Here is a 13,095-nt window from a genome sequence, read left to right on the forward strand (position 1 = left end):
CGATTACATCGAGATGTTCTACAACCCCACCCGCAAACACGCACGCAACGGGATGCTGTCGCCCATCGAGTTCGAACGGCAGCACAAAGCGACCCCCGAAGGCGTCTAGAAAACTAGGGGCGGTTCATCCGGAGGCGTGGGGCATCGCCCCACGCCTCCGGTTGTCCTTCATCACGATACGATGATCAGTCCTGAACTTTTCCAAGCGCGGCGGCGAGGTGCGGACGCATTGCGCCCAGTCCCTAGGGAGAGTTCGGGCTCACCAGGAGCACACTTTCGCGGTCACCCGATGCGACAATATCCGATGCCCTGTGCAGGAATGCGGGATCTTCCGCCGCTATTCCCACATGCCGCGCAAACGGGCCCCAACGTCGATCCTCACATTCGGGACCGCGCCGGTCCTTACATCCTCTGGACAGGCCTTCGGCCAGGACACATGCTCGAAATGCGGAAGAACAGACTTCGGGATGAAGCGCGTGCGGGCCGCCAGAAGGTCCTTCACATGGACCGCATCGAGGAATTTCAGCCCAGCGCCAGAAGCAGACCTCACCAAGTGCGAGCCTGAACGTCCGGCATGGGGCCGCCCCCCCGACGGTCAGCTATCGAGTAACGAGTGCCGTGCAGCTGCCCTTTTGCTCCGCGACTCCATTACGGTCGTTTGCGATTTGCGGATCGCTCCCCAGAAGACGCCGCATCTTTATTTGGACTACCGGCGTGATTGGCACCGATGGGCGGCCTTGCTGGGCCGGAGGCAGGTTTTGCCTCACGGATCGGATGGGTGCCCTAACTATCTTCCACGACGCTTAATGCGTCAGGGATCTTCGATCTGTTGGAAACCGCCCTCGCAAAACTCGTCGCTCCGTGAGAGGGCACGATAAAGTGCTGACTGCCAACTGTTGATGTTCCGTCGGCTCCGACTGCGAACCTCGAGCTCCAGATCGTCGCGCAAGCCTTCTGGACCATCTGCCTGAAAAGTCTCTAGGAATGCCACCTTGCGGTCCACGAGTTCGACGGCCGCGTGCTCCGAATAGAGGTGACCCAGGCCCAGCTTGTCGAAATGGTGTCGCGCACGTTCTACCGTCGTCTCCGAGGCACCGTGTGGCTCGCGAACCGAATAGGTCACGGTCAAACCCTCGTCGAAGATCAGCGTCGCCTTGATCAGTCGGTGTGCGCTCCAGTCATCGAAATAGGGATGAAAGAGCAAACGCTCGACTCGGGTCGCTCGATAGATTCCCTTCTCGTGGTTGCAGTCGGAGCAGCAGGGTACGAGGTTGGCCGGCACCACGGCGAGCTCGGGATAGTCCTCGCGCGTTAAATAGTGGTCGAGAGTCTTCACGTCCCGCTGTGCGCAGAGCGGGCAGCGACCATAGCGTGCTGCGCCTTTGAGCTTGACGTATGTCCGGCGTTCGCCGCCCTTCACTAATGCCCTGTCGTAGACACCGCTGAGGTCGGCCGCCGGTATCCCGACCGGCACCTCGACGGCGAATTCGTGCAGGGCGGCGCGGTTCGCATGCTCCAGATAGGACGCCGCGCGAGTCTCGACGTACGGGCGCTGCAAAAGGAGCGCAGTTCGATCGGCAACCGAGCGCGTCCTAGTAGCGCACGCGGCGAAAAGCTCGCCTGCATCCTCCTCCGGCAGCGCGACCGCCTGCATCAGCCGCGGGCCCGCAGCATGGTTCGCGCAAGCGCGCGCCCTTCCGACCCCACGCGGTCGCCGAAGCGTTCGAGCACGTCCTCCAAATCATCCGACTGTGCGACCACGGTGGCTATGAGATTATGGTGACCGCTCTCCGTGACCTGAACGCGGAATATGTCCCTGGTCAGGGCACCCAGATTCTCCCCAAAGGTTTCGATTTCGGGTCGTTCCACCGATACGGCCCCGCCCGGTCGGAACAGCAGCGTCACGCAATCGGAAGGGACCTCCTGTACTACGACGGGGGAATGCGTGGCCAGGATCGCCACCCCGTTTCGCTTCGAAAGCAGGTTCGACAGGGCCCGGACGAAGGCCATCACCAACGGCGGATGCAAATGCGCCTCGGGCTCGTCGATGAGAACAAGAGTCCGTTCGCTGACCAACTCCGCCAACCGCGTCAATGTTAGGAGCACGATTTTGTGTCCTGAACTGGCTTTGGCGAAAAGATCACCAGCCGCCTTCTCAACACTCTGAGCAGGCAAGTCTGCCAGAGAGGAAGGGCCCAGCGCGCTGAACAAGGGATCCGCCTCGAGGATGCGCATCGCCGACTGCCAGCGCGGGCGGCTAGAGCTGCGGAGGCAGTGGAGTGTGCTGTCCACGAAATCGGTCAGTAGATCCTCCTCGCTCTTGTTGCCTGTGGCCCGCTCGTCGCCCCGCTTGATGCGCTTCTTCAAGCCGACATAAGTATAGCTGAGACCACTTCGCGTGCCGGCCTTCATGCTGCGAAGCAGACCGGAGGCGGAACGCGGCGGTGGATCGAAGCTGTCGAAGGCGCTGAAGGCCACGGTGATCAGGTTCGCGAACTGATCCTTGGCGTCCGCCACCGCTGCGCCCAAAAACCGTAACTGCCCCAGTCGACGATCACGCCTGTTGCGAAGCAGCGAGCTCATCGAGGTGAGCAGCGTGGTCTTACCCACGCCATTCCGTCCGATCACGACATGGATGTTGGTGGGCGGCAAACTGTTAGGCTCGACCTCGAACAGGATTTCCTCTTCGCTGTCGGGGAACCGGTACGAGAAGTTGAACGGGGTCAGTACCGCATCGTTCTGCAGGGTTGATGCGAATTTGGCGTAACGAGTGTCACCGATGGATCGCATGAGAGAGACGCCGTAGGCGCTCTGCTGTTTCAACGCTTCCAGATCGCCTTGATTCCAAATCACGTCCCGCAAAGCGGTCAGGATTTCGACCCTGACATTCTCGTCCAGATGCAGCAGCGATTCATAGTATTCTTGGCTTTGGCCCAGCGAGGCGTATTCGGGGGTCAAGAGTTCGAACTCTTCGTCGATAGGTGTATAGCCGCTGGTCATGCCGGACTGCATGATCTTGACGTCGCCGATGTCGAGGCGTGTACCTTCGCTATCGAAATAGACCAGCGCGAAATTGGTCCTGAAGCCATAATCATCCCAATTATCTCGTACGACGAATACCTCGTATCTACCTTCAAGGTTTCTGTATCGGCGAGCGCGTTCCGAATAGGGGATGACTGTGAATTTCATTGGTGGGTACGATCGCTAGGGAAGCTCTGTTCGATAATACTTCGCAGACATCGGTGGTCGCTGGCAACCGGCTATGTCGGAATTCCGGAGGCTGTAATCTCAGCCGTCGACACGCCTCGGCTGGTCTCATAATCCGCTCGGCGGAACCGATACATTCGGAGCATACGGTACGGTCGAAGGCAATGTTGCTCGGCGGTTCCGCAACATGGAGTGTCTTTCCAGGCGCGCTTTCCGCTAAAACCCGCCAGTCCGCATGCCACCCTATGCCTGCCCATTACCCCTCCGGCTGGGCTTCTTTAACACGCCGATCGTCCATGCGGTCGTGCGAACTCGCGATCCTCCGGTTTGGCCAGGTGTCGAACTCGAACACGAGATGCACGACATCAGTCGAGAAGCGACCTTGGATCCCATGGACCACGATATCGACGTCGCGCAAGTGCTTGGTAGTAATGATCTCCTCCCCCAGCAAAAGCGTCGTTTTCACGCGATCGGAAGGCAATGCAGCGCGGATCCCTTCCGAGATCAACAGCGTCCACTCGGCCGCGTCGCGGTCTGTCACGTATGCGAGCATACCTCCGAATCGCTCCAGGGTATAAGGAGCACTGGCATCATCGAAGCGCCCCAAGCCCTCCGCGCCGAGATAGTCGGCGGCGATGTCACCCGGTCTCGTGAGCTTCTTCGCCTCAAGGCGCAGGTCGAGACGGTCGCGATGGATCGCCAGCTGTATGTCGGTGGGCTGGGCGCGCGGTCCGATCGCCGGATCGTATCGCCGAGCGACCTCGACATGGAAGTCCATGCCCGTCAGACTGGGGATCGACGATCCTGGGCTCGGCGCAACGATGAACTGCTCGTCGCGGATCTCCTCCATAGCCTCGATAAGCGCCTGGCTTATCGACGTCTCGTCCGGAAGCTTGGCTCCCTTGAGGGCCTTGTTGCTCTTGCCGAACCACCCGGGCCGTCGCTCCGTCGACGCCGGCTCGCGAACCCGTCGCGCCGCTTCGCGCAGGCCGCCGATCGCCTCGCCGAGGAATCGATGCCAGGCGTCGTCCGCTAGGTCATCCGCAGGCCATCTTCTCATGGACATTCCGAAATGACCTGCCTGATGACTTCGCCAGCGTCGTCCACGGCCTGATCGGCCATCCAGGCGAACAACGCCGAAGATTTACTCAGGCGCGCCACGCGGCTGTTTGCGTCGAACGAAACGACGCTCGAAGCCACGAACTTGCCGTCACGGCTCGGCGGTGCGGCTTCTTCCTTCTCTGCGTCTTGCCCGAACGCGACGCGGAGCCTAACGACGCCGTCGCCGTGCCCTTCGATCGTCACCGATGGCGCGAACCGCTCCGTGAACGCGGCTGCGAGGTCGCGGCTGAAGCGATCCAGATAGAAACGGATTTGATCTTCACCCGCTTCCACAAACGCGTCGGCAGGAAGTTGCGCGTCGGCATACCCTTCCGAGAAAGAGAGGAACTCTTTTACTGCGCGTCGTAGATCCGAGCCCGCACCTAGCGCATCCAGGATGGATTCGTCCTTGTTCGAGGAACCATGCAAGTCCAGAAAGGCCGGCTCGGAAGCGTCTTCGAATGGGCAAGGAAGCGAGAGCAGATCACCCTTCTCGAAACGTTTGCCGTCTAGCAATACCGTCGCGCCGTAGAGGGCCGCAAAATATCGCACGACGCCCGATTCGAGGAACGCTTTCAGGGACCAAAGCGCGTCGATCTGCCGAGAGACTTGCGTATGCTCGAAGTGCTGCGTGGCCGATGCAGCGCGGCGATCATTTGCAAAAAATATCCCGTAGAAAGTGGAATTAAAGGCATGCGGCGCTTCGAGCACGCGTAGCCCCTTGAAGGCTCGTGGCACCAAAAGGATGTTGCCGGAGAAAAGCGCCCGATAGCCTGCAGCAATCTCCTGTTCTAAAGCCTTAGGCAGGGCGACGAGATTGACGGGTAATTTTCGCCCCTGGCTGTCGGTCCGCACCGGGAAGCGGAAACCCGTATCCTCCTCATTGCCGCCGCGCTGGATGCGCAAGCCCGAGCGCATCAGGAAATCCTCGACCGTCGATTTGCGCCGCCTCGTGAAGTTCCGAAGTGCGTCGCGGGTCCGCCGGTCCACCGTTCCTAGAATGAGCGGGCCGAACCAGCCATTGGAGTCCCCCTGTAGGTCCCTAACCTGGACGGTCTGCAGGTCGGTTTGCGACACAAAAAGCGCCCAGACGTCTCCAACCTCGCCTAGCGGTAACGAGGACAGCCGAGGTCTGTATACGGAGACGAGGTCGGACGGTTGGGGCGCTTGGTGGCGCGCCACCACGACCGTCGCCGCCGCACGGGCGCCGGTGAAGAGCCGGTATCGCAGATAGGAAAGATTGGCCACGGAACGGACGGAGACTTTGGAGGCTAATGCCGTGGCGAAGCGTTCCGATTGGCGACCTACTAAGGAGGTTGTCGGCAGGATAAGCCCGATGACCGCATCTTCCTCGCACAGACGCTCTACGGCGAGCCAGACGAACGCGTCCGAAAGGCGCCCGTGCATAACGGGTGTCTCAGCCTGCAGTTCGGCGAGAAATGCGGTCAACGCGTCATCGGTCACCGGAACGCTCTGGTTCGGAGCCTGGCTATTGCGTCTCGTAGCCTGACGCTTCAGCCGACGCCAAGGGGGATTGCCGAGAACATGGGTGAAGGTTGTGCCCTCGAAAGGATGCGAGAAGGCACTGGCGACAACGATGTTGTCGGCGAGGGGCGGCAAGAGCTTCTCGCCCGCATCGATTCCGGCGAGATCCTTGATCGCCACTCCGGCAATATAGTCTAGCATCGTCATATATAGGCTGAAGCGGCAAACATTGGCGGCCTGGGCGTTCTTCTCGATGCCGAAAATACAATCCCTTAACAGGTGGCGAGCCGAGTTCGCGTGGGCGGGGCCCCAGCCGCCGGGCGGAGCGCATCGCTCCATGATGCGGCGGTAGGCGGAGACGAGGAACACGCCGGAGCCGGCCGCGGCGTCGACCACCCGCGAGGTCGCATCCATAGGGCGTTGGGCATCGGCGCGCGTGACGACGAAATCGGCCAAGTAAGGCGGCGTGTAGAAAGCGCCTTCGTCGCGCTGCGCATCGCCGTCCTCTAAGCGAAGGAACCGCTCGTAGATTGCCGAAATCGTTTCGGTGCGAAGCACCTGGAACGAGACGTCGAGGAAGCTTAGCTGCCTTCCCTCTACCTTCTCGTCCCACCGCACGACCCGATGGATGAACGGGATCAGCTCAGACGGAATTTGGGGACGCTCGGTCTCCGCGATCGGGAACACACAGCCATTGATCGCCCCGTCGATGCCGTCCAGGACTGCCCAGACCTCGTCGGGCGAGAACTCCGGATAATTGGACCGCAAACCACGATGGGAAGCCGCGTCGGCGAATCCCATACCCTTGCATCCAGAGGCCCGGATGACATCGCGCAGCCACTGCTCGTCGATCAATCCCCTATCAATCAGCACGAACAGGTAGATAAGCTTGCCAACCAATGCGTTCACGAGCGCGCGGCCTTGGCGCGTATCGAGCTGGGGAAAAGTGGTGCACGCGTATCGGTTGAGTTGCTCGATCGCGGCTACGAGCCGGCTGTCGATTGTGTCCGCGCGCGAGACCTTGCGGTCCTTCCAAAAAATGGAAGTTGTCAGGGAGCGCGCCGAAACGTCCTCCAACGATGCGGGTAAAACGTCGTCGACGTCCTCGTGGCGCGTCAGGACAGACCCGTCGGATGGAGGGCCGAACCCGTTCCTCACTTCCACCCCACCAGGGGTTACGACGACGAGCAGCGGCACGACGCCCTGGGTCCAGACGCGACGGTGTAGTTCGTCCGCGGCCATGTCGTCGCGCGCCTGGCCCACATATACAACCGGCTTGAAAGATCCTGGAATCGCGCCATCAGAAATGCCGAACACGGAATGGACGCCGATCGCCCCAAACGCCGTCATGACGACGTGTACATTCTCGAGCCGATCGAAGGACTCGGCGTTGGCGAAATACGTCGCGCTGCCAACGTAGCCTAGCGCGCGACACAGCGACTCGACCTTGCGCGTGAGGGACGCGTCGTCCATCGCTCGCCTCCCCTATCCGCCACGTCCATGGGTGACACGACACCCTAAACCATAAAAAGGCATTAAGCCACTGAAAACAAACCGATTACTCAGGCGAGATTGTGCAGGCAGTGCTGGCACTTAGCCGCGGCGGTTCACTTTCGCTATTCGAGAAAAATGCGCGAACGCGATCAAATTCGTGGACGAACGAAACGTGCTAGACCGGATGCGGCACCATATCGTCTCATGCGTCGCATCTGGGCAGATCGACGGCATTTGTCGCGGGAGGTAGCGCCTCCTCTACGATGCACGGCTGGCGTGGCCGGCGGAAAAGAATGCGGTCCCGCTACCGTTGAGCACGATGCGATGGCGGATCCGCGCGCTTCAACGTTCGAGGTGAGCGCGTCTTATCGTGACGCAAGCTTGGTGTCGCTGGTGAAGGCGCGAATGTCTGCTCCTCGGTGGAATGCCAGTCGGCAAATGTCGCATTGGTGCCGACGAGCCCCAACTCACCAATGACCGCATTTTGGGACGCAGCGGTTGCCAGCTCAATGACTGAGATGGGGGCGCGAAGCAGACGTCGCTAAAGGCGAGATCAAAGGTCGGCAAAGGGTTCCGCACCCCTCAGGGGAACGCGGCGCCGGATCCGTGGAATGTCACGGCGACGACGGAGCCTCCTTCCGGCTTTATCCTCGGCTCATCCAAACCCCAGCAGTCTCCGAACCTCCGCGTCCACCTTCCGCAGCACGGCCGGCGACACCGACCCGATAGGCTCCGCCAAGCGCGCCTCGATCGTCGCTATCTTGCAAGGGCGGATGACAGAGGGGGCCGGCAGGCCACTCTCCCGATACCCGGCGCCGAGCAGCACATCGCCCGGCCAGGGGCGGTTCTCGGCACTGGTGATCATCACTACCCACAACAACTCGGCGGCTTCGCCCACGCCGCCGGGAGACACGACCAGTGCGGGGCGGTGCTGCCGGGTGGAGCGATCCGTGTAGGGGAATGGAACGCGGACGACCGCGCCCTTCTCAAAGGTCGGCATAGGCCTTGCGGTCCGCGTCGCTGTCCCACTCGGTGAAGGTGGCGAAGGGGTCATCGCCGGCCTTCGTAGCGGCCTTGGTGAGCACCACGCGGCCGTCCTCAATGCTGTAGGCGATCTCGTCGCCCTCCTTGAGGTGCAGGGCTGTGCGCACCGCCTGAGGAATGGTCGTCTGGGCCTTGGACGTGAGCTTGCTGACGATCATGCCGGCACCTCCATGGGAATAGGCCTTAATGTAAGGAATATCCTTACCGCGATCAAGTCGTCAAACCCCCTGTAGAAACTCGGTCATGGTTTCCGGCCACCTCCACGAAATCGACCGGCCCGCCCGGCTGCTCGTCGTCGAACATCCCCACCACCAGCCGTCCGGTCCGCCAAGCAAACGTGTCGAGGTTGGTCCTGTATTTCTTCAGCACCGGCCCCTCCGCGACCTGCTGGTGACCATGGACGATATGGAAGTCGCCATGCCCGCCGTGATCGTCTTCAGGGTAGATATCCCACAGCAGAGTCTGCTCCCGCTGTCGATGGAGCGGGCGCCAGCGGTCGACGGCGGCGTGAACATAGACGCGGTGCAGGTCCACATGCATGAGCGGGAGGCCGGCAAGCCAGGTGACGTGGGCCGCGGGGATCGGCAGCGGCTCACCGGGAGCCCACGTCGATGTACCATAGGATGCCAGCGTGGCTCCGCCGCCGTTTACGATGAAGCGGGGCATTCCGATCTCGGGGAACTTCACTAGCTCCACCAGCGTCGCCTCGTGATTGCCCATGAGGCAGATCCACTGCCAGCCTGGTGAGGGACCGGCCATAAGGCGCTCGATGATGTCCCGGCTCTGCGGTCAGCGATACACATAGTCGCCGAGGAAGACGATCGTGCCACCATCGGCGCGGGCCTCGATGGCGACCAGCGCCGCATCGAGCAGATCGAACCGGCCATGCAGGTCGCCTATGGCAAAGGTGAAGGGCACGGGCTGCCTCTCACAATCCGGGCTGGCGCGGGGCGTCTCCGCCCGGTGCGGGAACATCCAGCTCTGCCACGGCGGCAATCTCTGCCTGGACCCGGACGAGGCCGAAGCGCTCTGTGAGCCATCGGATGGCCTGCTCGAGCCGCACGCGCAGAACCTGCATGACCAGCGAGATCGCCCCGACGCCGCTGGCATGGACGTCCGGCTCACCCCAGGTCTCCGCGTCGAGCACGAACCGCCGGCCATCTTCGGCAAGATGGAAAGGGCCCGCCGGAGAGAGGCTGAGCTCCGGCGCCACCTCCTCGACCAGGTCGAGGGCCGGAGCCTCCAGGATCTCACGGATCTCGGCAGCCAGCGCCTCCGACTTGCGGAGCGCATCCGCGCGCTCGGCTTTCAGCCGGGCGGAGGCGTCCTTTTCGGCCTTGAGATCGTCTGATAGCCGTTCGGCTTTCATTCGTGCCAGGTCGCGTTCACGGGCGATCTTGTCCGCCGAAACCGAGAGAGTGCGTGCCTGATCGAGCTCGGCAGCGAGCCGGCGGCGCTCGTGGTCGCTCGCCGCCATGCGAACCGCGGCCTGTCCGGCCGCCTCGGCTAGCCGGGAATTTTGTTCGGCTATCCAGCGATCGGGTGCCAGCCGCTCAGAAAGGGTGGGCGGGGCAATCGTCGGGATCGCTGGCGGCGGTGCCTCGAGGATCCGCTGCACCTCCTCGTGCTTGAGGCGCGCCGCTTCCAGCTCCTGCTCGGCGGCGACCTTCGCCTTGTACTCCTCCGGCGTGAGGTGCGGCTTCTTGCTGGCTTCTTCGCCGCGAACGATGCAGGCGTCGAGGTGCTGCCGGGCGTGTTCCGCCCAGGAATCCTGAAGAGCGGAATAGGACTTCTGGCGGCCGTGACGCCTGGCGAGCTCCTGTAGTGCCTTGTTGACGCTGATCTTCAGCTTCGGTCGCGCCTTGGCGCGCCCGTCGACGCGGACTGGCGAACACAGGATATCCACGTTGCCGGCGCCGTCCTCGTCGGCGTCGTAACGCACCGCCCAGACGCAGTCCCTGCCGAAGGCTTCGTCGGCCCACCGCCGTGCCTCCTCGACCAACTGCCGGACACGGGGATTGCCCTGCCAGTCGCGAGGGTCGCCGGTCTCGGCGAGCCAGCCCTTGGACACGATTACTAAGAGGTGCATCGCCAGCGCGCCGTTGCCGTCGCTGGCGATGGCGTGTCGGCGTTTGTGCTCCTTGAAGGCGGCGACATAATCCGTGCCGGCCTTGAATCCTTCGCCCGCGAGCGACCAGAAATAATTTTCGGTGGCGTCGGCCCCGGGCCGCTGGCGCTCCTTGCCCTTTTTGTCCTGACGCCGGGCGTGGGACTGCGCGGATGTCAGGTCGGCGAACGTCTTGATATGCGCGCCCCGGTCCTTGCGTGTCACGCAGCGGACGGCTGCTTTTGGCGGCTCAACAAGCCCGGTGATTGGAGACATAGCGGATGCGTCCTGAATGTAGTTAGCACACTAGGGGATTGCCTTCGGCCCGCTCCGCTAATCCCCGTGTGCCGGGGTGTCCCCCTGGCCCCCAACCTCCGCTTCCACCTCGACAGGAGGCTCCGGCAACAGCGCCAGGTCGAGCCGCAGGAACTTCTCCAGGCGGCGGCGCGTCTGCATGCGCATGTGCCCGCTCGTCTCGACGACGCAAATCGTCTGGCGTGAGACGCCGATGATCTCTTCGAGCTGCCGCTGGGTGAAGGTTTCGATGGCCTCCAGTTCCGACAGCGCCGCGTCCTCATCTCCGATTGGAGGGCAAATCTCGAACATCGTTTCCGCTCCTTCTTTTCGCTAAGAAAATTTAGTCAGACCGTCGTCCGTCCGGTGCTCTCTGGGCGCCCAACTCGCCCAGAGAGCACAGGCACTGCCGTGCCATCGCGGCTGCGGCCTGAAGGCGGTCGAGCCTGTCAGCGACGCCCGCCATAGCGACGCCGGCGCTGCGGATCGCCTCCAGCAGCTCCGGGAGTTCAGGGATGAATTTGTTCTCCGTCAGGGTTTTGTACACCGCTGCGGCCAGGGCAGCCGTGCTGAACGGAGCCATCTCGCTTTCTTCGATAAGCAGTTCCGCCATCGTGTCCACGAAGGCTGCCCGCCGTATCGGATCGAAGTTGGCGCGACCGCTCGTAAGGACAGTGACCAGGCCCAAGATGTCCTCAGGCGATGCATGTTCGGCCAAGCCGGCTCGCAACACCTGCCTGGCTTCGTCTATCACCGGCGCAGGCGGAGCTCGCCGGTGTACCATCCACGCCTGCTCTCGGCTTTTTCGCGCGAGCTCTCCCGTGGCCGAATGCTCTGCTGCGTGGAAGAACCCCATGACGCTCGCATCGGAGCAGATGTCGGCGAACTTCCGGAACCAGCGCCAGGGCGCGAGGTGGGTCTTTAGGGCCGCCACCGGCGTGATGGAGTGATGGGGAGCCGAGTTGATGATCTCGGACATCAGAACGCTCCCATGGGCACATGCTGCCCTCCGCGGGAGGCCAAATCACTGCGATGCCGCGCCAGGACATTGGAGCAAATCGACTGAACGACCAGGTGGTCGGGGACAGCAGATCTCCGAAAATAGCCGGAACCCGAGGCCTCAGACTGACCGGAGGCAAGGGCCGGCGGAGCATCCTTCCATCGGCCATCCCGGAGCCAGTAGCCCGGCATGGCGATGAAGCGCGGCTCGCGGCCTCGACAGGCAGATCCATACCGCATGGCTCCGGCCAGCAGGTCAGCAGCTGTCACACCACGCTGGCGCGCAGCCCGGTATTCACGCCGGGCGCCATCCTCACCCTCCCGTTTGGGGTACTGCCCGAACCACTCCTGGAAGTCGCTCTCGACCGCGGCCCGTGGCGTGGCGGATCGGAGAGGTTCGGTAAGCTGATGGTGGCGCTGCTCCTCCAGCATTCGGCGGGGGGCAGGGGGATGCTCCCCTCTTACCGGTTTCTCTTCCTGGATTCGGGTCGCATTCCTGCAACTGCCTCCGGTCGCATTCTCGCGACCAGTGCCAAGGGCGGCCAATTCAGGGGCGGTCGCATTTTCGCAACCGGCTTCCGGGCTTTCCGACACCAGGTGCCGGATCCCCAACCGATCAAAGCGAAGCTCATAGTCAGTACGCTTGCCTTGCTTACGATCGGCTTCGACCCAACCGCGGTTCTCCAACTCCGCGATCGACCGCATGATCGCGTGTCGGCTGAGTGAGAGCAGGGCGGCAAGGCGAGCGACCGAGGGATTGCACTGGCCGGTCCGGCTGTTCAGATGATCCAGCAGCAAACCAAAGAGGTTCTTCGCCGTCGAGCACAGCGTGTCATCCACCAGACATGCCTGGAGCAGGCGCCACTTGTCGAGCAGCGTCACCTGGCTTGTTGGCTGCCGCTCCTCGTGGTACTGAAGATGCGCGGCTTGAGAAGAGCTGTTTCTGAATTGGGCCCGCGAAGCGCTGCCACGCTTCGCGGGTCTTTCGTTTTGAAGCCCCATCACTACTTTCCTCTGCTGAGGGGTAGTGATGAGGAACGCGGTTATTTCAATTCAACGGCTTGCGCCAAATTCCCAAGCTGTATGTCGTGGGTTCGATTCCCATCGCCCGCTCCAGTTTCGCGAGCTGTGACAAGAGCTTGTCGGCATACCGTTGAACTCGGCGCTCCCCGTGGGGGTCTACCGCCTGTTCCGGTGAGCTGACCGCATTTGGATCGGCGCCCGTCCCGGTGGTTTCCTTCACCATGAGGAGGTCGCCCGGGATGTGCGACCACGTGAGGCTCCCGGTCCAGTATCGGCCGCAGGGTGCAGCTCCAGCTTCGACCTGCGCCGACCAGGTCGCTTGAATCGGATCTCATCGAGGA

13 protein-coding genes are annotated in these 13,095 nt (G+C 62.4%); all 13 read right to left on the bottom strand.

What is annotated here, in order from left to right:
• Window positions 1–811: 811 nt before the first annotated feature.
• The 13 genes from EJ105_RS24305 to EJ105_RS24360 all read right to left on the bottom strand — a co-directional run bounded on the left by EJ105_RS24305 (window position 812) and on the right by EJ105_RS24360 (window position 12,977).
• The gene (locus EJ105_RS24305; RefSeq protein WP_250168350.1) at window positions 812–1,654 is read right to left on the bottom strand and encodes a hypothetical protein; all 843 of its coding nucleotides are present in this window, start codon (window positions 1,652–1,654) and stop codon (window positions 812–814) included.
• A complete protein-coding gene (locus EJ105_RS24310; protein WP_250168351.1) occupies window positions 1,654–3,189 on the bottom strand; it encodes an AAA family ATPase in 1,536 nt (511 codons plus the stop codon). Before EJ105_RS24310 ends, EJ105_RS24305 begins: the two co-directional genes overlap by 1 nt.
• A 274-nt stretch (window positions 3,190–3,463) precedes the next feature.
• Window positions 3,464–4,267, bottom strand: a complete 804-nt coding sequence (locus tag EJ105_RS24315; protein ID WP_250168352.1) for a hypothetical protein — start codon at window positions 4,265–4,267, stop codon at window positions 3,464–3,466.
• Window positions 4,264–7,266: an N-6 DNA methylase gene (locus EJ105_RS24320; protein ID WP_250168353.1), complete on the bottom strand. Its 3,003-nt coding sequence runs from the start codon at window positions 7,264–7,266 to the stop codon at window positions 4,264–4,266. Before EJ105_RS24320 ends, EJ105_RS24315 begins: the two co-directional genes overlap by 4 nt.
• 676 nt (window positions 7,267–7,942) lie before the next feature.
• Complete coding sequence (locus EJ105_RS24325) at window positions 7,943–8,287, bottom strand: type II toxin-antitoxin system PemK/MazF family toxin (RefSeq protein WP_250168354.1); 345 nt, start codon at window positions 8,285–8,287, stop codon at window positions 7,943–7,945.
• Window positions 8,274–8,489 carry an AbrB/MazE/SpoVT family DNA-binding domain-containing protein gene (locus EJ105_RS24330; protein WP_250168355.1) on the bottom strand — a complete coding sequence of 72 codons (216 nt, stop codon included), beginning with the start codon at window positions 8,487–8,489 and terminating at the stop codon, window positions 8,274–8,276. Before EJ105_RS24330 ends, EJ105_RS24325 begins: the two co-directional genes overlap by 14 nt.
• 52 nt (window positions 8,490–8,541) lie before the next feature.
• Window positions 8,542–9,051 carry a serine/threonine protein phosphatase gene (locus tag EJ105_RS24335; protein WP_250168356.1) on the bottom strand — a complete coding sequence of 170 codons (510 nt, stop codon included), beginning with the start codon at window positions 9,049–9,051 and terminating at the stop codon, window positions 8,542–8,544.
• Window positions 9,052–9,120: 69 nt separating this feature from the next.
• Window positions 9,121–9,249, bottom strand: a complete 129-nt coding sequence (locus EJ105_RS27910) for a hypothetical protein (protein WP_284145627.1) — start codon at window positions 9,247–9,249, stop codon at window positions 9,121–9,123.
• A gap of 10 nt (window positions 9,250–9,259) precedes the next feature.
• Window positions 9,260–10,714, bottom strand: coding sequence for a plasmid recombination protein (locus EJ105_RS24340; RefSeq protein ID WP_250168357.1), 1,455 nt, complete (start codon window positions 10,712–10,714; stop codon window positions 9,260–9,262).
• Between the two features lie 57 nt (window positions 10,715–10,771).
• On the bottom strand, window positions 10,772–11,044 hold the full coding sequence (locus EJ105_RS24345) for a hypothetical protein (RefSeq protein WP_250168358.1): 273 nt from the start codon (window positions 11,042–11,044) through the stop codon (window positions 10,772–10,774).
• Window positions 11,045–11,075: 31 nt separating this feature from the next.
• The gene (locus tag EJ105_RS24350; protein ID WP_250168359.1) at window positions 11,076–11,711 is read right to left on the bottom strand and encodes a hypothetical protein; all 636 of its coding nucleotides are present in this window, start codon (window positions 11,709–11,711) and stop codon (window positions 11,076–11,078) included.
• Window positions 11,711–12,733, bottom strand: coding sequence for a helix-turn-helix domain-containing protein (locus tag EJ105_RS24355; RefSeq protein ID WP_250168360.1), 1,023 nt, complete (start codon window positions 12,731–12,733; stop codon window positions 11,711–11,713). The genes EJ105_RS24350 and EJ105_RS24355 overlap by 1 nt, the downstream gene beginning before the upstream one ends.
• A gap of 46 nt (window positions 12,734–12,779) precedes the next feature.
• Complete coding sequence (locus tag EJ105_RS24360) at window positions 12,780–12,977, bottom strand: hypothetical protein (protein WP_250168361.1); 198 nt, start codon at window positions 12,975–12,977, stop codon at window positions 12,780–12,782.
• Window positions 12,978–13,095: the final 118 nt, after the last annotated feature.

This window comes from Xanthobacter aminoxidans, from assembly GCF_023571765.1.
Taxonomy (GTDB): domain Bacteria; phylum Pseudomonadota; class Alphaproteobacteria; order Rhizobiales; family Xanthobacteraceae; genus Xanthobacter; species Xanthobacter aminoxidans.